The 21,823-nt window shown below is 62.6% G+C and carries 18 protein-coding genes, 1 tRNA gene and 1 CRISPR repeat array; of the genes, 13 read left to right on the top strand and 6 right to left on the bottom strand.

Features of this window, described 5'->3' with window-relative positions; all coding sequences use genetic code 11:
- Positions 1-324: 324 nt before the first annotated feature.
- A complete protein-coding gene (locus tag ACWPWO_RS11555) occupies positions 325-1,095 on the bottom strand; it encodes a Smr/MutS family protein (protein WP_454006716.1) in 771 nt (256 codons plus the stop codon).
- Positions 1,082-2,038, bottom strand: coding sequence for a thioredoxin-disulfide reductase (trxB, locus tag ACWPWO_RS11550; protein WP_394061026.1), 957 nt, complete (start codon positions 2,036-2,038; stop codon positions 1,082-1,084). The genes ACWPWO_RS11555 and trxB overlap by 14 nt, the downstream gene beginning before the upstream one ends.
- A 43-nt stretch (positions 2,039-2,081) precedes the next feature.
- On the opposite strand from trxB, the gene ACWPWO_RS11545 reads away from it, so the two are divergent.
- From ACWPWO_RS11545 to ACWPWO_RS11535, 3 genes are read left to right on the top strand one after another with little or no spacing between them, the layout of a single operon-like run.
- Complete coding sequence (locus ACWPWO_RS11545; RefSeq protein WP_454006715.1) at positions 2,082-4,457, top strand: DNA translocase FtsK; 2,376 nt, start codon at positions 2,082-2,084, stop codon at positions 4,455-4,457.
- Positions 4,447-5,073 (top strand): outer membrane lipoprotein chaperone LolA, encoded by a 627-nt coding sequence (gene lolA, locus ACWPWO_RS11540; protein ID WP_454006714.1) that lies wholly within the window; start codon positions 4,447-4,449, stop codon positions 5,071-5,073. The genes ACWPWO_RS11545 and lolA overlap by 11 nt, the downstream gene beginning before the upstream one ends.
- Positions 5,073-6,377, top strand: coding sequence for a replication-associated recombination protein A (locus tag ACWPWO_RS11535; protein ID WP_454006713.1), 1,305 nt, complete (start codon positions 5,073-5,075; stop codon positions 6,375-6,377). Before lolA ends, ACWPWO_RS11535 begins: the two co-directional genes overlap by 1 nt.
- Positions 6,378-6,383: 6 nt before the next feature.
- Here the strand turns inward: ACWPWO_RS11535 and ACWPWO_RS11530 are convergent, their stop codons facing one another.
- A complete protein-coding gene (locus ACWPWO_RS11530) occupies positions 6,384-7,391 on the bottom strand; it encodes a GGDEF domain-containing protein (protein ID WP_454006712.1) in 1,008 nt (335 codons plus the stop codon).
- Positions 7,392-7,549: 158 nt separating this feature from the next.
- Between ACWPWO_RS11530 and serS the strand changes: the two genes are divergently transcribed.
- Complete coding sequence (gene serS, locus ACWPWO_RS11525) at positions 7,550-8,890, top strand: serine--tRNA ligase (RefSeq protein ID WP_454006711.1); 1,341 nt, start codon at positions 7,550-7,552, stop codon at positions 8,888-8,890.
- A gap of 117 nt (positions 8,891-9,007) precedes the next feature.
- On the opposite strand, the gene ACWPWO_RS11520 is transcribed toward serS, so the two are convergent.
- On the bottom strand, positions 9,008-9,325 hold the full coding sequence (locus ACWPWO_RS11520) for a hypothetical protein (RefSeq protein ID WP_394061014.1): 318 nt from the start codon (positions 9,323-9,325) through the stop codon (positions 9,008-9,010).
- A gap of 167 nt (positions 9,326-9,492) precedes the next feature.
- The gene (locus tag ACWPWO_RS11515; RefSeq protein WP_394061012.1) at positions 9,493-9,909 is read right to left on the bottom strand and encodes a hypothetical protein; all 417 of its coding nucleotides are present in this window, start codon (positions 9,907-9,909) and stop codon (positions 9,493-9,495) included.
- A gap of 302 nt (positions 9,910-10,211) precedes the next feature.
- Here ACWPWO_RS11515 and ACWPWO_RS11510 point away from each other — a divergent pair.
- The 5 genes from ACWPWO_RS11510 (at position 10,212) to ACWPWO_RS11490 (ending at position 14,479) form a co-directional block, all read left to right on the top strand.
- Positions 10,212-10,301, top strand: a tRNA-Ser gene (locus ACWPWO_RS11510).
- 158 nt (positions 10,302-10,459) lie between these two features.
- On the top strand, positions 10,460-11,242 hold the full coding sequence (locus ACWPWO_RS11505) for a 3-hydroxybutyrate dehydrogenase (RefSeq protein ID WP_454006710.1): 783 nt from the start codon (positions 10,460-10,462) through the stop codon (positions 11,240-11,242).
- Between the two features lie 74 nt (positions 11,243-11,316).
- Positions 11,317-12,093 (top strand): peroxide stress protein YaaA, encoded by a 777-nt coding sequence (gene yaaA, locus ACWPWO_RS11500; protein ID WP_454006709.1) that lies wholly within the window; start codon positions 11,317-11,319, stop codon positions 12,091-12,093.
- 264 nt (positions 12,094-12,357) lie between these two features.
- A CRISPR array of direct repeats spans positions 12,358-13,356; the repeat unit is 29 nt; unit sequence GTGTTCCCCGCGCAAGCGGGGATGAACCG.
- An 86-nt stretch (positions 13,357-13,442) separates the two neighbouring features.
- Positions 13,443-13,748 (top strand): hypothetical protein, encoded by a 306-nt coding sequence (locus tag ACWPWO_RS11495; RefSeq protein WP_454006708.1) that lies wholly within the window; start codon positions 13,443-13,445, stop codon positions 13,746-13,748.
- A complete protein-coding gene (locus tag ACWPWO_RS11490; protein ID WP_454006707.1) occupies positions 13,745-14,479 on the top strand; it encodes a nucleotidyl transferase AbiEii/AbiGii toxin family protein in 735 nt (244 codons plus the stop codon). The genes ACWPWO_RS11495 and ACWPWO_RS11490 overlap by 4 nt, the downstream gene beginning before the upstream one ends.
- Positions 14,480-14,677: 198 nt before the next feature.
- Here ACWPWO_RS11490 and ACWPWO_RS11485 read toward each other — a convergent pair whose 3' ends face one another.
- Positions 14,678-16,972 (bottom strand): FUSC family membrane protein, encoded by a 2,295-nt coding sequence (locus ACWPWO_RS11485; protein WP_454006706.1) that lies wholly within the window; start codon positions 16,970-16,972, stop codon positions 14,678-14,680.
- A gap of 441 nt (positions 16,973-17,413) precedes the next feature.
- On the opposite strand from ACWPWO_RS11485, the gene ilvB reads away from it, so the two are divergent.
- The 4 genes from ilvB to pssA all read left to right on the top strand — a co-directional run bounded on the left by ilvB (position 17,414) and on the right by pssA (position 21,794).
- A complete protein-coding gene (gene ilvB / locus ACWPWO_RS11480) occupies positions 17,414-19,138 on the top strand; it encodes a biosynthetic-type acetolactate synthase large subunit (RefSeq protein ID WP_454006705.1) in 1,725 nt (574 codons plus the stop codon).
- 10 nt (positions 19,139-19,148) lie between these two features.
- Positions 19,149-19,640: an acetolactate synthase small subunit gene (gene ilvN, locus ACWPWO_RS11475; RefSeq protein ID WP_454006704.1), complete on the top strand. Its 492-nt coding sequence runs from the start codon at positions 19,149-19,151 to the stop codon at positions 19,638-19,640.
- A 165-nt stretch (positions 19,641-19,805) separates the two neighbouring features.
- Positions 19,806-20,822, top strand: coding sequence for a ketol-acid reductoisomerase (gene ilvC / locus ACWPWO_RS11470; RefSeq protein ID WP_394060992.1), 1,017 nt, complete (start codon positions 19,806-19,808; stop codon positions 20,820-20,822).
- A gap of 204 nt (positions 20,823-21,026) precedes the next feature.
- Complete coding sequence (pssA, locus tag ACWPWO_RS11465; RefSeq protein ID WP_394060983.1) at positions 21,027-21,794, top strand: CDP-diacylglycerol--serine O-phosphatidyltransferase; 768 nt, start codon at positions 21,027-21,029, stop codon at positions 21,792-21,794.
- Positions 21,795-21,823: the final 29 nt, after the last annotated feature.

Raw genomic sequence — 21,823 nt, 5'->3', positions numbered from 1 at the left:
TCAGCTTGAACAGATATCAGTGCATTCCCTAAGTGTGACATTGTCATAATTGGGGCACAATGCGTTTCATGCAGGTGAGGAGACATAGCCCGCAAAGCAGGGCATAAAGACTGACATCGAGCGGTCGACACTATAAAAGCAATATGCAGTACAACATAACAACAACAAGGAAAAGGCCAGCGCAAGCTGGCCTTTTTCACGTCCGGCCTCGGCTGAAGCCCCTTCTTGGCCTGGCGGCTGGAGCATTGTGCGACCAGACGCTTTCCACACCGTATCCGGCCGGTCGCGCTTGAATCCGTCGTCAGCGGCGAGGCCGGCGCGTGGTCAGCGCCGTGGCTCCTGCGCGGGCGACTGCGCCTGCAGCACGAGCTTGACTGCACCGTCGCAGCCCTCGTTGGGCGCGCATTCCACAAAAGCCAGCACGGCGGGCAGTTGGGTCAGCCAGCGGCGCACCGTGTGCTTGAGCACGGGTTCCCCGTTGCGTGAGCCGTAGCCTGCGCCGTGCACGATGCGTACGCAGCGCACATTGTGCTCCAGGCAGGAGCGTAGGAAATTGTCCAGGCGTTCGCGCGCCTGTTCCAGGTCGGAGCCGTGCAGGTCCAGGCTGGATTCGATAGGCCAGCGGTTGCGCTCCAGGTCGCGCAGCACGTCGGTGCCGCAGCCCGGGCGCAGGTGGCGTCGGTCGTTGGTTTCGCCTTTGACGCTGACGTACTGGTCCGAGGCCGCCGGAAGGGCGGGCGGCGCCAAGGGGTCGCCGACCGCATGGCGGCGGCGCTGTTCCAGTTGCTCCCGGGTGGCGACCGGGCGCGCGGTCGGCGCGGACTGGCCGCGTTTCTTGAGCGGCGCCACGTCGCGCAGCGACTGGCGCAGCAGGGCCAGGTCCGCGGGATCCAATCGGGACGACGGTTCGGCGACGGGCTGGAAGACGTTGGGTCGGCGAGCGGGCTTGCTGCCCGGATCGGGCGGGCGAGGGCGCTGCCGGCGCTGGGGGCGAGCGGGTTCGGGCGCGGGCGATTCGGCCTGGCGGACCTGGTTCTGCAGCTTCTTCAGGTCGGCCAGGCTGTTGCCCACGGCCTTGGGCTTACTCGTTTTCATCCAGCCAGCGCTGTGCGTCCAGGGCGGCCATGCAGCCGCTGGCGGCGCTGGTGATAGCCTGGCGATAGATGTTGTCCTGCACGTCGCCGGCGGCGAAGACGCCCGGCACCGAGGTCATGGTGGCCATGCCCTGCAGGCCGCTGCGGGTGGTGATGTAGCCGTCGTGCATGTCCAGCTGGCCCTGGAAGATGCCGGTGTTGGGCTTGTGGCCGATGGCGATGAAGGCGCCGGTCACGTCCAGGTCTTCCGTGGCATTGGTCTGGTTGTTCTTCAGGCGCACGCCGGTCACGCCGGAGGCGTCGCCCAGCACTTCCTGCAGCTCGTAGTGCAGCTTCAGGCGGATGTTGCCGTTCTCGACCTTGTCCATCAGCTTGTCGGTCAGGATGGCTTCCGAGCGGAAGGTGTCGCGGCGGTGCACCAGGGTGACGGTCTTGCAGATGTTGGACAGGTACAGGGCCTCTTCCACGGCCGTATTCCCGCCGCCCACCACGATGACGTCCTGGTTCTTGTAGAAGAAGCCGTCGCAGGTGGCGCAGCCCGATACGCCGCGGCCCATGAATTCCTGCTCCGTGGGCAGGCCCAGGTACTGGGCCGAGGCGCCGGTGGCGATGATCAGGGCGTCGCAGGTATAGACCGTGCCGCTGTCCCCCTTCAGGGTGAAGGGTCGCTTGCCCAGGTCCACGGAAGCGATCATGTCGAAGATTAATTCTGTTTCGAATCGTTCTGCATGCGCCTGGAAACGTGCCATAAGATCAGGCCCCTGGACGCCTTGCGCATCCGCCGGCCAGTTGTCCACGTCGGTGGTGGTCATCAACTGACCGCCTTGTTCCATGCCTGTGACCAGTACCGGCTTGAGGTTGGCGCGGGCGGCATAGACTGCTGCGGTATAACCGGCCGGGCCTGAGCCCAGAATGAGTACTTTCGCGTGTTTTGTAGTCGACATCACAGAAAATCCGAAAAAGACGATCTCCAATTATAATGAGTACATGGCAAGAATACCTGCAACATCCCCTCGTACCTCCCGGTCATCGAAAAACGTGCGCAACGGCCCTTCGGCCCTTCAGCAGCGCCTGACCGGTCTGCTGCGCGAAGCGCGGTGGATCATCTTCGCCGCGCTGGCGGCCTGGCTGGGGCTGGTGCTGGCGACCTGGGACCCGGGCGATCCGGGCTGGTCGCATTCCGTGCACGCCGGGGCCACGCAGAACGGCGGCGGCATCTTCGGCGCCCATATCGCCGATTTCCTGCTTTTCCTGTTCGGCCTGTCGTCCTGGCTGTGGGTCGTGCTGCTGGTGCAGCGCGTCGGCGTGGGCTTCTATCGTCTGACCACGCTGCTGCTGCCCAACAGCAAGGGCGAAGATCCGCTGCCCCGCGTGCGCTGGGAGACCGGCATCGGCTTTACCCTGTTGTTCCTGGGCTGCATGGGTTCGGAAGCCTTGTTCTTCAAGGACCTGGGCGCGCGCCTGGGCCTGCCGGCCGGAGCCGGCGGGCAACTGGGCCAGTTGCTGGGGCAGTTGCTGGCCACCTCCATCGGCGCCGGCGGCGCGACGCTGGTGCTGCTGGCCTTCGTGGCCGTGGGCGCCAGCCTGTTCTTCGGTTTTTCCTGGCTGGTGCTGGCCGAACGGCTTGGCGCCCTGATTGAGAACGGCCTGCGCCGCCTGCTGGCGCTGCGCGCCGCGCGCGAAGACCGCCGCGTGGGCGAGGTCAAGCGCGCCGAACGCACCGAAAGCGTGGTGGCCAAGCAGGAACAACTGGTGCACGAACAGCCCGTGCGCATCGAGCCGGCCTTCGTGGCCGTTCCCAAATCCGAGCGCGTCGAGAAGGAAAAGCAGCAGACGCTTTTCAAGGCCCCGCGTCAGGCCGGCGAAGCCGGCGACCTGCCGCCGCTCTCGCTGCTGGATGCGCCTTCGGACAATGCGGAGACCGTCTCTCCCGAAACCATCGAATTCACTTCCCGCCTGATCGAAAAGAAACTGTCGGATTTCGGCGTGGCGGTCACCGTGGTGGCGGCCCAGGCCGGCCCGGTCATCACGCGCTACGAAATCGAACCGGCCACGGGCGTGAAGGGCAGCCAGATCGTCAACCTGGCCAAGGACCTGGCGCGGGCGCTCAGCCTGGTCAGCATCCGCGTGGTGGAGACCATTCCCGGCAAGAACCTGATGGGCCTGGAGCTGCCCAATCCGCGCCGCCAGATGGTGCGCCTTGAAGAAATCATCGGTTCGCAGACCTATCACGCCAGCGCCTCGCTGCTGACCATGGCGCTGGGCAAGGACATCGCCGGCAAGCCCGTGGTGGCCGACCTGGCCAAGATGCCGCACCTGCTGGTGGCCGGCACCACCGGTTCGGGCAAGTCGGTGGGGATCAATGCAATGATCCTGTCGCTGTTGTACAAGGCCGATCCGGCCGACGTGCGCCTGATCCTGATCGACCCCAAGATGCTGGAAATGAGCGTCTACGAGGGCATCCCGCATCTGCTGGCCCCGGTGGTCACCGACATGCGCCTGGCGTCCAACGCCCTGAACTGGTGCGTGGCCGAAATGGAAAAACGCTACCGGCTCATGAGCAAGCTGGGCGTGCGCAACCTGGCCGGCTTCAACGCCAAGATCCGCGAGGCTCAGAAGCGCGACGAACTCATCCCCAATCCTTTCTCGCTCACGCCCGATGCGCCCGAGCCCTTGTCCGTGCTGCCCATGATCGTGGTCATCATCGACGAGCTGGCGGACCTGATGATGGTGCAGGGCAAGAAGATCGAAGAGCTCATCGCCCGGCTGGCGCAGAAGGCGCGCGCGGCCGGCATACACCTGATCCTGGCCACGCAGCGGCCCAGCGTGGATGTCATCACCGGCCTGATCAAGGCCAACATCCCCACCCGCATCGCCTTCCAGGTCTCGTCCAAGATCGACTCGCGCACCATTCTGGACCAGATGGGCGCCGAGACCCTGCTGGGGCAGGGCGACATGCTCTATCTGCCGCCCGGCACGGGCCTGCCCAATCGCGTCCACGGCGCCTTTGTCAGCGACGACGAGGTCCACCGCGTGGTGGAGTTCCTGAAAGAGCACGGCGAGCCGGACTACGTGGAAGGCCTGCTCGAAGGCGCCCTGGAGGGCGAGACCGGCGAGGGCGTCAATCCCGTCACGGGCATGGCCGACGCGGAGTCCGACCCGCTGTACGACCAGGCGGTGCAAGTCATCATCAAGAATCGGCGCGCGTCCATTTCCTCGGTGCAGCGCCATCTGCGCATCGGCTACAACCGGGCGGCGCGCCTGCTGGAGCAGATGGAGCAGGCCGGCCTGGTGTCGGCCATGCAGCCCAACGGCAACCGGGAAATCCTCGTTCCCGCAGGAGGTGCTAGCGATGAAGATTAAAACCCTGATGGCCTGCCTGGCGCTGGCCGCCACGCCGGTCCTGACCCTGGCGGCCTCGGCCAGCGAGCAGTTGCGCGCCTTCGTGCAGGACGTCAAGACGGCGCAGGGCCAGTTCTCCCAGCGCACGCTGGATGCCCAGGGCCAATCCAAGGGCGCTCCGCAATCGGGCCTGTTCGCCTTCCAGCGTCCTGGCCAGTTCAAGTGGCAGGTGCAGCGTCCCTACGAGCAACTGATTGTGTCCGATGGCGAGCATCGTGATCAATACGATCCGGACCTGGCGCAGGTCACGCAGCGCGGCGTGGACCAGTCCATCGGCACGTCTCCGGCCGCCATCCTGTTCGGTACGGGCGACCTGGAGCAGTCTTTCGAGCTCAAGGACCAGGGTGAACGCGACGGACTGGACTGGCTGCGCGCCACGCCCCGCCAGAGCGATGCGGGCTTCGCCTACGTGGATATCGGCTTCAAGGGGCGCGAGCCCCGGCGGCTGGAGCTGAAGGATTCCTTCGGCCAGACCACGTACATCGACTTCAGCGCCCTGGAGTCCAATCCGCGCTTTGCCGCCGGCGCCTTCGACTTCAAGGCGCCGCCCGGCGTCGATGTCGTCTCTATGCCCTGATGTCGGATCTGTTCAAGGTCGAGCCGGCCGCACCCCTGGCCGAGGCTCTGCGTCCCCAGTCCCTGGACGAAGTCATCGGCCAGTCCCATCTGCTGGGCGAAGGCCGGCCGCTGCGTCTGGCCTTTCAGTCCGGCAAGCCGCATTCCATGATCTTCTGGGGCCCTCCCGGCGTGGGCAAGACCACGCTGGCAAGACTGACGGCCCGGGCCTTCGACTGCGAGTTCATCGCCTTGTCGGCGGTGTTCTCTGGGGTCAAGGACATTCGCGCCGCCATGGAGCAGGCCGAGCAGAACCTGAGCCTGGGCAAGCGCACCATCCTGTTCGTGGATGAGATCCACCGCTTCAACAAGGGCCAGCAGGACGCCCTGCTGCCTTATGCGGAAAGCGGCCTGGTCACCTTCATCGGCGCGACCACGGAAAACCCTTCCTTCGAGGTCAACTCGGCGCTGCTTTCGCGGGCGCAGGTCTATGTGCTCAAGTCCCTGACGGACGAGGAGCTGCGCCAGCTGCTGCAGCGCGCCCAGGAAAAGGCCCTGCCGCAGTTGCAGTTCGACGAGCTGGCTGCCGACACGCTGATCGGTTATGCGGACGGCGACGCGCGCCGTCTCCTGAACCTGCTGGCACAATGCAGCACCGCGGCCGGGGCCGCGGGCGTGACGCACATCGACGCCGCCTTCATCGAAAAAGCCCTGACCCTGAACGCCCGTCGCTTCGACAAGGGCGGCGACAATTTTTACGATCAGATTTCCGCCCTGCACAAATCCGTGCGCGGCTCCAGCCCCGATGCGGCCCTGTACTGGCTGACGCGCATGCTGGACGGCGGCGCCGATCCGCGCTATCTGGCGCGGCGCATCGTGCGCATGGCCTGGGAGGACATCGGCCTGGCCGATCCGCGCGCGCTGCAGATCGCCAATGACGCGGCCAATACCTACGAGCGCATGGGCAGTCCGGAGGGCGAACTGGCCCTGGGGCAGGCGGTCATCTACCTGGCCGTGGCGGCCAAGAGCAACGCGGGCTACATGGCCTACAACCAGGCGCGGGCCTTCGTGAAGCAGGACAAGAGCCGCGAAGTGCCGGGGCACTTGCGCAACGCGCCCACCAAGCTCATGAAAGAACTGGGCTATGGCCACGCCTACCGCTACGCCCACGATGAGCCCAACGCCTATGCGGCGGGCGAGACCTATCTGCCTGACGGCATGCGGGAACCCGGCTGGTACAAGCCGGTGCCGCGCGGGCTGGAAATCAAGATAGGCGAGAAGCTGGCGCGCCTGCGCCAGCTGGACGAAGAGGCGGGCAAGAAGTAGGCGAGCTCAGGCCTGCTGCTTGCGGCGGTGCTTGTCCTCATACATGGCATGGTCGGCCTGGGCCAGGGCCTGGTCGGCCATGATCTGGGCCGGGTTCAGGGTGATGACGCCCATGCTGGCGCCCTTGTAGTCCAGCACCACGCCGTCCAGCTCGTACCGGCCTGTCAGGGCGTGATCCAGACGCCGCCTCAGGGATGCCATGGCCGCGGGGGCCTCGTCTTCCCGGACCAGGGTGGCCAGGACGAATTCGTCGCCGCCCAGGCGGCCCAGGAGATCGTCGGGACGGCATTCGCGCTCCAGGCGCTGCGCCACTGCGCGCAGGAAGTCGTCTCCCGTGTCATGCCCATGCTCGTCGTTGATGCGCTTGAAGTCGTCCAAGTCTATGAAGACCAGCAATAGCTGCTGTTCGTGGCGGCGCGCCTGGTCCAGGCGCTCCTCCAGCCCCCGCACGACGGCGCGTCGGTTGGGCAGGTCGGTAAGCGCGTCCGTGTAGGAATAGCCCAGCAAGGCCTGGTTGGCTTTCTCCAGCTTGTCCAATAGCTGTTCACGCTCGATGTAGTTCGAAATGAGTTCGGCGAACAGCGTCAGTGTCAGCGGGCCGCGCGGCGCCATGGGCTTGTCCTGCGCGCTGGCGGCGCACAAGGTGCCAAACAGCGAGCCGTTGCTCAGCCGTACCGGCGTGCTGGCGTAGGTGCGCAGTCCCAGGGCCCGGGCGGCGTCCGAGTCGCCCCAGCAGTCGGCCACATTGTTGGTGTAGGGGCGGCCTTCATCCAGGGCGCGCTTGCACAGCGTATCGCCCCAGGGCACGGTCAGCCCTTCGGGAATGTTCAAGGTGCGGATGTTGCGGGCGAACAGGACGCGCTGCACATTGGCCTGCAGGTCGATCTCGGTAAGGTAGGTGGACTCCAGCCCGGTCACCAGCTCCAGCATTTCCAGCAGACGGCGCACCAGTAGCTCCAGGCGGTCGGATGTGGTCAGCGTCTCGGTGATCTTCGCGAGCAGGTCGTCGGCCATTGATGGGTCCTCCACGAGTCAGGCAGGGGTTGGAGCGTTCTTGCAGGCATTGTAGGAGTTCTGCCTGGCCGCGCCTAGCCGACCCTTCTGCGCGCCGTCCCGCTTGAGGGTAAAATCATGGATCAATCTGGACTGAACCCCACCTTTACGGCTATTACATGTTAGATCTGAACCAAATACGCAAAGACCTGGATCCGCTGGTCCAGGGGCTGGCCAAGCGCGGCGTGCAATTCGACACCGGGCGTTTTCAGCAGCTGGAAGCGCGGCGCAAGTCCGTGCAGGTCGAGACCGAAACCCTGCAGGCCGAGCGCAACGCCCTGGCCAAGCGTATCGGCCAGCTCAAATCCAAAGGCGAGGACGCCAGCGCCGAACTGGCCCAATCCCAGCAGATTCCCGTGCGTCTGAAGCAGTTGGAGCAGGATCTGGCCGAGGTCCAGTCCGAACTGTCTTCCTGGTTCGCCACCATTCCCAATCTGCCGCACGAGAGCGTACCCGTGGGCGAGTCCGAAGCCGACAATGTTGAAGTGCGCCGCTGGGTGCCGGGTGCCAAGGACGAGCAGGGCAATCCGGCGCACATCGCCTTTGCGCCTCGCGACCATGTCGAGCTGGGCGAGAAACTGGGCCTGGACTTCGAGACGGCCCGCAAGCTCTCCGGCGCCCGCTTCATGGTGCTGCGCGGCCAGATGGCCCGCCTGCACCGCGCGCTGGCCCAGTTCATGCTGGACATGCAGACCAGCGAGCACGGCTACACCGAGTGCTACACCCCTTACATCGTCAATGCGTCCACGCTGTACGGCACGGGCCAACTGCCCAAGTTCAAGGACGACATGTTCTGGGTCACCAAGGGCGGCCAGGACGGCGAACCTGCCGAAGAGGGCGAAGGCAAGCCCGAGGACCTGTACCTGATCTCGACCTCGGAAATCACCCTGACCGGCACCGTGCGCGACGAGATCCTGCCCGGCGACCAGCTGCCCATCCGCCTGACGGCGCATTCGCCGTGTTTTCGTTCGGAAGCCGGCAGCGGCGGACGGGACACGCGCGGCATGATCCGACAGCACCAGTTCGACAAGGTGGAAATGGTGCAGATCGTGCACCCCGAAAAATCCTACCAGGCGCTGGAAGAGATGGTCGGCCATGCCGAACATGTGCTTCAGGCTCTGGAGCTGCCTTACCGCGTGGTGCAATTGTGCACCGGCGACATGGGCTTTTCGTCGGCCAAGACCTACGACCTGGAAGTCTGGCTGCCGGCGCAGAACACCTTTCGTGAAATCTCCTCGGTCTCCAATTGCGAGGCCTTCCAGGCCCGGCGCCTGCAGGCGCGCTTTCGCGTCGACAGCAAGGCGCGTCCCGACTACGTGCACACCCTGAACGGTTCCGGCCTGGCCGTGGGCCGCGCCCTGGTGGCCGTGCTGGAGAACCACCAGCAGGAAGACGGCAGCGTCGTCATCCCCAAGGCCTTGCGTCCCTACATGGGCGGCCTGGAGCGTCTGGCTCCCTGACGTCGGGCAGGCCGCCCGTTCAGGGCGGCGGACAGCAAAATGGGCTGATAACCTTGGCGGTTGTCAGCCCATTCTCATTGCCCGGCCTGCATGTCAGGAGCAGGCTTGTCGTGGCGATCAATCATCCCAGTAGCGCTCCTGCGCCTTGCGCCAGCGCTTGTAGGCGCGTTTCTGCTCCTTGCGCCAGTGCTTGCCGTGGTGGCGGCCGTACTCCACGTAGCCGGGGCGGTAGACGTAGCGGGGCGGGTGGTAGACCACGGGCGGCGGCGCGACGTAGACCGGGCGCTCCACGACGTGGACGGGAGGGCGATACACAGGTCCGAAACCGAAGCCAGGAATGCCCACATTGATATCGACATCGACGCCGCCGGCGAATGCGGAGCCCGCGCCCAGCGCCATCAGCGATGTCAAGCCAGCCAACAATAGTTTCTTCATGTGCTGCACCTATAGTGACTCAAGGTGCCCGTATTGTTGCCGAGAAAACCTAGGGTAAACGTTAGGTAATCCTGGCAAAGCAATTCCAAACGCTACAGAAGCGCCCTGGCCGCCAAGTACGGTTTACGTTTCTTAACACATGCCCCGACGGGGGGCATGTGCAAGGATCAGAAAGTATGACGCTGTACTTGGCGTTGCCGCATCTGGTGCCGGTCGTGGTTGGCATGCAGCTGGCGTCCATGGCTGTTCTGTGCCAGCCGTCCCAGCCGCGGCGCGCGACGGCTCGTCTTGGATTCGGGCTCCGGCTTGGGCGTGGAACTCGTATAGAGGAGCCAAAGGATCAGCACGGCCCAGAACAGCAGCGACAGGATGCTGGCCAATCCGCCGTTCAGCGAGGCATAGCCGGTTTCTTGCGAGGCCTGGATGCGCAGCATGTCCGACACCACGGGCGTATTGCCCAGCGCTTCCACGACCAGGCTGCCGGGAATGCGGTAGATCCAGCGCAGGGTCTCGATGATATCGGACAGGCTTATGGAACCGTCGCCATTGGCATCGATCACCCATTGGAAGGTTTGGATGTGCATGACAACTCCTTTGGAAAAGACCGGCGGCGGAGCCGGAATTACAAGGGCTGCCTACAAGGGGCAGAGCTGCAATGCATTGCGAGGTGTTGAATTCACTATAGGACTGCGGCGCATCAGAAACAAGCAAATCACCCTGAAATAAAGGGCAAACCCTTGAATGAAAAGAATTTATCTCTATTGAGGGTGCTGCGCTGCGGCATTTTTCATCGCTTGGACTCCCGCGCCGCGGATTATTTCGCTTGTCAGCGTCGCGTGCTTGTCGTATAGTCATGGGCTAGCTTCTTATATTGCAAGCTAATCGCGGACAGGTGGCAGAGTGGTCGAATGTACCTGACTCGAAATCAGGCGTACGTGCAAGCGTACCGTGGGTTCGAATCCCACCCTGTCCGCCACCTTATTCCAAGCCCCGATGTTTATTGCATCGGGGCTTTTGTTTTGCGCACCCCATTTTGATATTGGACAGAATGCGCGCAGGGCATTGCCCACGCCGCCTTTGGCCCGAGTACACTGAAGGCTACAGTTCCCTGTCGATAACACTCACGAGGTGCACATGCTGAAAGGTAAACGGGCGGTAGTTACGGGATCGACCAGCGGTATCGGCCTGGCCATTGCGGCCGAGCTGGCCAGGGCCGGGGCGGACGTGGTCATCAATGGCTTTGGCGATGCGGGCGTGATCGAGCGCGAGCGCAGCGGCCTGGAGTCGAAATTCGGCGTCAAGGCCCATTATCTGAACGCGGACCTGAGCGATGCGCAGGCCACGCGGGATTTCGTGGCCAAGGCGGCCGAGCTGCTGGGCGGGCTGGACATCCTGGTCAACAATGCCGGCATCCAGTACACCGCGCCCATCGAAGAGTTCCCGGTGGACAAATGGAATGCCATCATCGCCTTGAACCTGTCGGCCGTGTTCCATGGCACGGCGGCCGCGCTGCCCATCATGCAGAAGCAGGGCTGGGGGCGCATCATCAACATCGCTTCGGCGCACGGCCTGGTGGCGTCGGCGCACAAGTCGGCCTACGTGGCGGCCAAGCACGGCGTGGTCGGATTGACCAAGGTGACGGCGCTGGAGAATGCCGGCAAGGGCATTACCTGCAATGCAATCTGCCCCGGCTGGGTGCGTACGCCCCTGGTGGAAAAGCAGATCGAAGCCATCAGCCAGCAAAAGGGCATAGACATCGAGGCGGCCGCGCGTGAATTGCTGGCGGAGAAACAGCCTTCGCTGCAGTTCGTGACGCCCGAGCAGTTGGGGGGCGCCGCGGTATTCCTGGCTTCGGACGCCGCCGCGCAGATGACCGGCACCACCATGAGCCTGGACGGCGGCTGGACGGCACGCTGACCGCAGCGAATCTGGTATGTTTATGGACGGCGGGCACAAGCCCGCCGTCCGTTTTTCAAAGAAGGATGAAGCGCATGTTGCTGCTGCTGTCGCCAGCCAAGAAGCTGGACTACGATTCCCCCGTTCGCACCGAACTCAGCTCCCAGCCCCTGTTCGTGGAGCAGGCGCAACCTTTGATCGATATCCTGCGCACGCAGTCCGAGGACGATATCGCGGGCCTGATGAAGCTGAGTCCGGACCTGGCCCGCCTGAATGTGCAGCGCTATCAGGAGTGGGAGCCGGTCTTTGACCGTTCCAATTCGCGTCAGGCCGTGCTCGCCTTCAACGGCGATGTGTATGAAGGCATGGCCGCCCAGGATCTGTCGGACAAGGACCTGAAATGGGCCCAGGATCATCTGGTATTGCTCAGCGGCCTGTACGGTGCCCTGCGGCCGCTGGACCTGATGCGTCCCTACCGGCTGGAGATGGGCACGCGCCTGAAGAATCCCGCCGGCAACACGCTGTATGCTTACTGGGGCAGCCGTATCGCGGACTACCTGAACCAGCGCCAGGAAGGCGAGCGAGATCCCGTGGTGTTGAACCTGGCGTCCGAAGAATACTTCAAGGTCGTGGACCAGAAGGTGCTGCGCGCCCGCGTGGTGCAGTGCGTGTTCCAGGACGAGAAGAACGGCGCCTGGAAAGTCATCAGCTTCTATGCCAAGAAGGCCCGCGGCCTGATGGCGCGCTACGTCATCGATCACCGCATCCAGAAGGTCGAGGACCTTAAGGCCTTCGATAGCGAGGGCTATGCGTTCCAGCCGGACTTGTCCACCGAGGACAAGCTGGTCTTTCGCCGTCCCGAGCAGGCCTAGGCATAACCAGAATGGTTGGGTGCCAAGTCGGGATGTATTGGTGCTGATGCAAACCCAAAACTCAGCGTTTGCATGTTTTTGGTGGTCCAGGTCATTCCGTCGAGTGATAGAAAGCTGAGGATTCGCTCGTCATGAAAACAGGTGCTCGTGCAGGGCAAATAGGAGGTTTGGATCTGTCTGGCTCCTGCGTCAAATTCAGTCGTTATTTTCGGTGAGAGATGGATGGCTGTTTTTCTTGTTTTAAATCAAGGGTTTGTTTTTTGAGTGTTCCCCGCGCAAGCGGGGATGAACCGCACGGATGCGACGCGCCAACGCTTGTAGGCACGTGTTCCCCGCGCAAGCGGGGATGAACCGAAAGCACTGAGCGTGCCTATTGTTTGGACATGGTGTTCCCCGCGCAAGCGGGGATGAACCGCATTCAGCACCACCTAATAGAGACAAAACCAAGTGTTCCCCGCGCAAGCGGGGATGAACCGGCGGTCGATGTGCTGCCCTTGGGTCTGCCGAGCGTGTTCCCCGCGCAAGCGGGGATGAACCGCATTTGATCGGGATACATACCACAAATAAGCGGTGTTCCCCGCGCAAGCGGGGATGAACCGCCCTCGCCGAGCGCGACGCCCAGGCGGCTGAGGTGTTCCCCGCGCAAGCGGGGATGAACCGGTAAACTGCTTGGCATGTGAAGATAATCCGCAGTGTTCCCCGCGCAAGCGGGGATGAACCGTACAGCAAACATTACGCCAGCCTGAGAGCGCACGTGTTCCCCGCGCAAGCGGGGATGAACCGCCACCGGGCGCCGTCCTTGGCGGTGCTGGTGTGTGTTCCCCGCGCAAGCGGGGATGAACCGAGCCAGCGGATGCTCATGCGGTACGCGAACCTGTGTTCCCCGCGCAAGCGGGGATGAACCGCGATAGCCCGGACGGATTTCCAGCGTCGGCGCGTGTTCCCCGCGCAAGCGGGGATGAACCGCAGAGCCCACGAGACCGATTATCAGAGGACATGTACGTGTTCCCCGCGCAAGCGGGGATGAACCGATTAATCTCAAGGCCATCCGTAGCACGTTGACGTGTTCCCCGCGCAAGCGGGGATGAACCGATGGCCGAGTCGATAGCCTTGCCGCCCTCGTCGTGTTCCCCGCGCAAGCGGGGATGAACCGGTGCTACCATTAATATGTGGATGCTACCCGCGGAAGCGGGGATGAACTGCGGGTTCAGTTCCCGCTGCTGTCCCCGATCCTGTATGCTCCGCGCAAGCGGACATGAACCGCATAAGGCCGCTGTGGAATTGGCGCCTTCATGACATCGTTGCACTTGATGCCATTAAAGCCCCTGTAATTTATTTTGGCAGAGAAAATGAAACCTAACCTCACTGCTGCGATCGCGACTCATTTGAATGTTCCTTATGGCTCTGTGGTTCAAGAGGAAACGGTCGCTGCCACTTTGCAAGCAGGGACCTTCCTCAACCTGAAGTGCAGTGAACTGGAACTGGAGTTGTTGAAGAGCATGTTTGTGGAGTGTGCGCCATCATTGATCGGCAGGGCTTGTTATCAACTTGGGTCAGACTTGGAAAAGGCGCATAATCTTTACCTTGAATTGCTGGCGGAAGGACATCCGGTTGTTCATAAATGGCAAGATGCCGTGAAGGACATCGTGGCATGATAACCAAGGCAGATATTCTTTCACATCGCAGGAACGGCTCGTGGCGAGAATTAGAGCGTATTGCTAGAGCGCTTACCCAAAATGCCAAGGAGCAAGGAGATTCTTTTTTTGCTCCTGTTCTTGGCGGCGGGACTCGTCTGATGTTGGCTATGGAGCATCGCATTAGTGATGACATTGATCTATTTGTGGACTCGCCGGCTTGGCTGCCCTATGTTTCTCCTCGCACTAACGATAGATACGAGAATGATTTGATGTCGTATAACGAAGAAGGTGATCACGTCAAATGGGTATTTCCGAATGGTGAAATCGACTTCATTGTGCGGACTCCCCTTCTCGATCCACAAAGATTATGGAACCCTCCAGCAGAAGAAACAGCTTTTGCATTGGAACCTCCGCTTGAGGTCTTGGCTAAAAAACTCTTTTATCGTGGCTGGGCCCTTACCCCGCGGGATCTGTTCGATTGGTACAGCGTTGCGCAGTATGTTCCGGTAGATGATGAGGATCGCATTGAGGTGGCTAAATTGCTTGCCAGCAAACTGGACGATCTAAATAGTGCTCTTATGCAACTGCCAGTGAAACGTCAGGCCATTCATGCCTGGGAAGCTATAAAAGCGCCGTTCGTGCCCGATCTGCGTGATACCGTTGAATGGGCGAAAGAAGAAGTTGTCACATTTGGGTTATTAGCCAAAGACATCAAGCGTAAACGTGATGGTGATGAAATTAGTCTTTAGTGTGCTGAACCAGGCTGTTATGAGCGTGCTCCGCGCAAGCGGGGATGAACCTCAGAGATGCACTACAGCGTTATTGACAGTTCATCATCATCGGCGAGTTGTTCTTCGCGTGTGCAGGGATGGAACGTCATGCGTATTCGTGGTCTCGTCCAGATCGTTGAAATTGCTTTGGGTAGGCCAGCGGTGTGGGTTAGGGGCTCAGGCGCGGGGAAGCGGGGCTGACTCCGCCGCCTGCTTGCGCTCAGGCGGCAGTTGCGGCCCCGTGCTGTATTCCAGGCCGCGCATGTCCTGGCGTATCAGTTGGGATGCCTTGCTCATCTGCCGGATGGGGTAGGCCAGCATGGCCAGTTCGCCTTCGGTTTCGATGGAGGCCGGCGGTTCGGCATCCTGGTCCTGGATCAATGCGCCTATGGCGTCCAGCGAGCCTTGTATGCCGGGCGGCACTTCGGCCAGGTTGGCCAGCAGGGGCACGGCCGCGCTGATCTGCGAAGCCAGGACATGGTTCTGGATCAGCAGGTTGTTCAGCAAGGCCACATTGCGCTGGCGGCTGACCGGCTCGTCCATCATGCGGTAGAAGGCCGAGGCGAAATTGCTGAAGGCGATGTGCACGTTCTTGTTGGCCACCTGCCATGCCGTGTCGGCCTCCATCAGCTCCAGGTCCACTTGCTCGCGCTGCGCGTCCGGGGCCTGTCGGCCGCCTTCCCGGCGCTCCTTGACCATCTGGTTGTGCAGGCGGCTCAGGCGCGCGAACTCCAGGCCTGTGCGCCAGAATTCCTGGTTGGCGGCCAGCGCCGCGCGGGCCAGCCCCGTCATGGCGTTGGCCTCCCAGCTGGGCAGCAGGTAGCTGGCGGCCATGGCGATGGCGCAGCCGATCAGCGTGTCCACCAGGCGCTCGCCGATGAGGAAGGTGCCGCCGGTCGACAGGAACTGGAAGGACATGATCACGAAGATGGTGTTGAACAGGGCCGACAGCAGGAAGTTGAGCTGCACCAGGCTGTTGCCCAGCAGGTAGGCCAGCAGCATGGCGCCCAGGTAGATCTCCCGGTTGTCGGTCAGCTTGAACAGCAGGAAGGCCGCCGCGCAGCCCAGCACCGTGCCGAACAGGCGCCAGCCGTTGCGCTGGCGCGTGGTGGCGAAGCCCGGCTTCATGATCACCAGAATGGTCAGGATGATCCAGTAGCTGTGGGCGGTCAGGGCGCTGACCAGGCCGAGCTGGCTCTGGTAGTGGCTGCTCAGCGCGCCCACGCCCAGCGCGATCATGGAGGCGATGCTGACGCGCGCCGCATAGCGGAAATGCGAGGATTGCAGCTTCAGATTGCTGGTCAGCATGCCCAGGCGCACGTCTTCGCGCGACAGGAAGCGGCTCAGCGACTTGTTCAGGTACTGGTCCACCGGCAGGTTCTGGCTGGCGCGGTGGGTCTGGCTGGCCATGTGGTCCACGATACGGTTCACGTTGCGCAGGCGGCGCAGCACCTGCACGAGCAGGGCGTAGGTCTCCGGGTCTTTCTCGGGCATGCCCTGGCGCCGGTAGTGTTCCAGTTCATATTCCATGGCGCGGATCTCGGCCTTGACGCTGGCGCGCCGGCGCGTGCTGCTGCTGCGCGAGACGTTCATGGCGATGCGGCCTATGTCCAGCGACAGCTTGTACAGGCCGTCGCGCGCGAACAGCATGAAGTCGCTGTCGGCCACTTGCCGGCGCAGCACCGTGTAGTCCGTGTAGGTGGCCACCAGCGAATCCAGGATGCTGACCATGTTCAGGAAGATGGTCAGCAGGGCCTGGCGATGGTGGTCGCCGCGGCCATGGCCGCGCGGCAGTTCGCGCAGCACCATGTCGCGGGCGGCCTGGTGCTTGTCGGTCATGCTCGATTGCAGATTGATCAGCCGCCGGTAGCAGGCGTCCAGGTCCGAAGTCTGGTCGTAGAACTGGGCGCGCGCCTCCATGTATTCGGCGGTGGCGAACAGCGCCACGGCCAATGTCTGGCGTTCCTCCCTGTACCAGAGCAGGCGGCGGAACAACGTGCTGAACAGGTAATAGGACAGGCCGCCCAGGAAGGAATACAGCGTGTGCGCCAGCACTTCGTGCGGCTGCATGGGAAAGCGCATGGTCAGCGTCATCAGCAGCAAGGCCGCGAAACCGATCAGGCCGCCCCGGCGTCCGAACACCGAGAACATGCTGTACAGGAAGCAGAGCAGCGGCACGCACAGCACCAGCAGCAGGGGAGAACCGGAGGCCAGCCCGGTCAGGGCCACCGTCAGCGTGCCCAGCGCGATGCCGCCCAGCATCTCGTTGTTGCGGTAGCGGCGCGGGCCGCCGGGCTGGTCGATGATGGCCACGCAGGTGGCCCCCATGGAGGCGATCACGCCGATGTCGTAGTGGCCGAAGAAGCGGCCCAGGATGATGACGGGCAGCAGCACGCCGATGGACTGGCGCAGCCCGCCGAGAAAATAATGGCTATACAGGAATTGTTTTAGTTGTGGAATGGGCGATGCCATGGGCTCCCCGAACAGCTCGACATGGATACACAGTATATCGTTTTAAGCATGTCTCTTTTTATTCCTTGCCTTTTGCACTTTCCCAACAATCCCAGTTGCCCGCTTTGTTGCGACGCGGTAAAGTAGGCGGGTATTTTTGCTCTGACCCTGAGCAATTTTTTGCGAGGCACTGTTATCCGGGCCATCCGCCCGGTTTTTTGCGCCTGAAAACTTTGTTGCTGGCCGCGTCACAAGCGTGCGATGCCAGGACTTCCGTTTCAAGCTAACGCATATGTTTTATATGCACGCACTGTGTGTCGATGAGTGCAGGCCGGACGGTAATGTGTCTGGGTGGTGTGGTCCCGTGGGCCATGAAGCGCCAGGTCATGTTGCTGAAATCGGTTCAAGCTCGGACCGTAGTAGGTCAATCGATATGTCAGGGCAGGACTGAAAGGAAAACTCATGTCTGAATTAAATGGCGCAGATATCGTCGTGCGCGCGCTCGCGGACGAAGGCGTGGAACACGTTTTCGGCTATCCCGGCGGCGCCGTGCTCTATATCTACGACGCAATCTACAAGCAAGATCGCTTCCAGCACATTCTCGTGCGTCACGAACAGGCAGCCGTGCATGCGGCCGACGCCTATTCCCGTTCCTCCCAGAAAGTCGGCGTCGCCCTGGTGACCAGCGGTCCCGGCGTGACCAATGCCGTCACCGGCATCGCCACCGCCTACCTGGACTCCATCCCCATGGTGATCATCAGCGGCCAGGTCAGCAGCCAGGCCATCGGCGAGGACGCCTTCCAGGAATGCGACGCCATCGGCATCACCCGCCCCTGCGTCAAGCACAACTTCCTGGTGCGCGACGTGCGCGAGCTGGCCGACACCATACGCAAGGCCTTCTACATTGCGACGACCGGCCGTCCCGGCCCCGTGCTGATCGACATCCCCAAGGACATCACCACCGCGACCTGCAAATACACGCCCAAGCGCGGCGAGGTCAAGATGCGTTCCTACTCGCCCGTCACCAAGGGCCACCAGGGGCAGATCAAGAAGGCGGTGCAGATGCTCAATAATGCCGAGCGTCCCCTGATCTACGTGGGCGGCGGCGTGGTCCTGGGCAATGCCTCGGACGAACTGAACGAACTGGTCAAGCTCAGCGGCGCCCCATGCACCACCACGCTGATGGGCCTTGGCGCCTATCCCGGCACCGCCGACCAGTACATCGGCATGCCCGGCATGCACGGCACTTACGAAGCCAACATGACCATGCAGCACTGCGACGTGCTGGTGGCCGTGGGCGCGCGCTTTGACGATCGCGTGATCGGCAATCCGCGCCACTTCAGCCAGAATCCGCGCAAGATCATCCACATCGACATCGATCCTTCCGTGATCTCCAAGCGGGTCAAGGTGGACGTGCCCATCGTGGGCGGCGTCAAGGACGTGCTGCAGGAGTTCAACGAGCTCTTCGCCCAGGCGCGCCAGGACGCCAACGGTTCCGCGCCCTCGCTGAACGACGGGTGGAAGCAGATCACCGTCTGGCGCGGCAAGGACTCGCTGGCCTATGCCAAGTCCGACGAGCTCATCAAGCCCCAGTACGTGATCGAAGCCCTGTGGGAAGTGACCGGCGGCAACGCCTTCGTGACCTCCGACGTGGGCCAGCACCAGATGTGGGCCTTGCAGTACTCCAACTCCAACAATCATCTCCACTGGTTCAACTCCGGCGGCCTGGGCACCATGGGCGTGGGCCTGCCTTACGCCATGGGCGTGCAGATGGCCAATCCCGGCCAGGACGTCGCCGTCATCACCGGCGAGGGCTCCATCCAGATGAACATCCAGGAGCTGTCCACCTGCAAGCAGTACCGCCTGAGCCCCAAGGTGCTGTGCCTGAACAACCGCTACCTGGGCATGGTTCGCCAGTGGCAGCAGATCGACTACGGTTCGCGCTACTCGGAGTCCTACGTGGACGCGCTGCCGGACTTCGTCAGGCTGGTCGAAAGCTACGGCCACGTGGGCCTGGAGATCGACAAGCCGGCCGACGTGGTGCCCGCCATCCGCGAAGCCTTCACCACGCACAAGGATCGCCTGGTGTTCCTGAATTTCATCACGGACCAGACCGAGAACGTCTTCCCCATGGTGAAAGCAGGGCGCGGCCTGACCGAAATGCTGCTGGGTCCGGACGACCTGTAAGGAGAGAACCATGAAACACGTCATTTCTATCCTTCTGGAAAACGAACCCGGCGCGCTGTCGCGCGTGGTCGGCCTGTTCTCGGCCCGCGGCTACAACATCGAAACCCTGACCGTGGCGCCCACCGAGGACGACCCCCTGTCCCGGATGACCATCGTCACCCAGGGTTCCGACGACGTCATCGAGCAGATCACCAAGCACCTGAACCGCCTCGTGGATGTGGTCAAGGTGGTGGACCTGTCCGAAGGCCCGCACATCGAACGTGAGCTCATGCTCATCAAGGTGCGCGCGGTTGGCAAGGAGCGCGAGGAGATGAAACGCATGGCGGACATCTTCCGCGGCAGCATCATCGACGTCACGGACAAGACCTACACCATCGAATTGACGGGCGTGCAGGAGAAGATCGCTGCCTTCATCAATGCGCTGGACCGTACGGCCATTCTCGAAACGGTGCGCACCGGAGTATCGGGCGTCAGCCGCGGCGAACGCGTCCTGAAGCTATAGGTCTACGTTCTTTTTTTACCGCCGGGCCGCCCCCAAGGTAAAAAGCGCCCCCTCGGGGGGCAGCAAGCCGAAGGCGCGGCGTGGGGGCTTTGTTTACCGCTGCGGGCACTTCGCGGCACCCATAGAATTGCTATATAAGCGAAATTATTACTTGGAGCACCTTAAATGAAAGTTTTCTACGACAAGGATTGTGACCTGTCCCTGATCAAAGGCAAGACCGTTGCCATCATCGGCTACGGCTCGCAAGGCCACGCCCACGCCCTGAACCTGCACGAGTCCGGCGTGAACGTGGTGGTCGGCCTGCGCAAGGGCGGCGCCTCCTGGAGCAAGGCCGAGAACGCCGGCCTGAAAGTCCAGGAAGTGGCCGAGGCCGTGAAGGCCGCCGACGTGGTCATGATCCTGCTGCCCGATGAAAACATCGCCGAGGTCTACCGCACCCAGGTCGCCGACAACATCAAGCCCGGCGCCGCCCTGGCATTCGCCCACGGCTTCAACGTGCACTACGGCCAGGTCGTGCCCCGCGACGACATCGACGTCATCATGGTGGCTCCCAAGGCTCCCGGCCACACCGTGCGCGGCACCTACCGCCAGGGCGGCGGCGTGCCTCACCTGATCGCCGTCTACCAGGACAAGACCGGCGCCGCCCGCGACGTGGCCCTGTCCTACGCATCGGCCAACGGCGGCGGCCGTGCCGGCATCATCGAAACCAATTTCCGTGAAGAAACCGAAACCGACCTGTTCGGCGAGCAGGCCGTGCTGTGCGGCGGCGCCGTCGAGCTGATCAAGGCCGGCTTCGATACGCTGGTGGAAGCCGGCTATGCTCCCGAAATGGCCTACTTCGAGTGCCTGCACGAACTGAAGCTGATCGTGGACCTGATCTACGAAGGCGGCATCGCCAACATGAACTACTCGATCTCCAACAACGCCGAATACGGCGAATACGAGACCGGCCCCAAGATCATCACGGACGAAACCCGCAAGGCCATGCGCAAGTGCCTGGAAGACATCCAGACCGGCGTCTACGCCAAGAACTTCATCCTGGAAAATGCCGCCGGCGCTCCTACGCTGACCTCGCGTCGCCGTATCAACGCCGAATCGCAGATCGAGCAGGTCGGCGCCAAGCTGCGTTCCATGATGCCTTGGATCGCCGCCAACAAGCTGGTCGACAAGTCCAAGAACTAAGCCTTGCGCGGCCGCAAGGCTGCTGGAGCCTGTTCCGGCAGGAAAGCCTCCCTTCGGGGAGGCTTTTTTCATGCCGGCGGCTTTTGGGGCGCGCGGACTGTCTGAGCGGGGGCAAGTTGCGTTATTCTTGCGGATGTAGCGGTTTGTTCCCTTTTCGCCCCTCGAGGGCCGGGATGCTTTTCCAAAGAATCAACTTCGAGTCTTATGCCCAATTTCCTCAACGATGAAACCCGCCGTCGGCGCAGCATCTACCTGTTGCCCAATGCTTTCACCACGGCCAATCTCTTTGCGGGGTTCTATGCCGTCGTGCAGGCCATGAACGGCCGTTTCGAAGCGGCCGCCATCGCCATCTTCCTGGCGCTGGTCTTTGACGGCATGGACGGCCGCGTGGCGCGCCTGACCAATACGCAATCGGCCTTCGGCGAGCAGTACGATTCCATGGCCGACATGATCTCCTTCGGCGCCGCGCCCGCGCTGGTCATGTATGTCTGGGCCATGCAGGGACTGGGCCGCTGGGGCTGGCTGGCCGCCTTCATCTACGTGGCGGGCGGGGCCTTGCGCCTGGCGCGCTTCAACACCAACATCGCCGTGGTGGACAAGCGCTTCTTCCAGGGCCTGCCCAGCCCGGCCGCCGCCGCGCTGGTGGCCGGCTTCATCTGGCTGGCTGTGGACAACAAGCTGTCGCTGCAGGCCAGCTCCGTTCCCTGGGTGGCTTTCGCGCTGACTGTCTACGCGGGCTTGGCCATGGTCTCGAACGCGCCGTTCTACAGCGGCAAGTCCTTCGCAATCCGTCGCAGCGTGCCGTTCTGGGGGATGCTGCTGTTCGTGCTGGTGTTCGTCTTCGTCTCCACCGATCCGCCTGTCATCCTGTTTGCGCTGTTCTGCATCTATGGCCTTTCGGGCTGGGTGGTCATGGCCTGGCGCTGGCGCCGCGCCCGCGATCTTAGCCGTCGTCGGCGCGAAAACAACTAAGCGGGGCGACACAGGCGCGGATTTTGCCT

The sequence above is a fragment of the Alcaligenes sp. Marseille-Q7550 genome, assembly GCF_965112015.1.
Note: the sequence above shows the minus strand (reverse complement) of the source record. Positions and strands in the feature narration are given on the sequence as shown.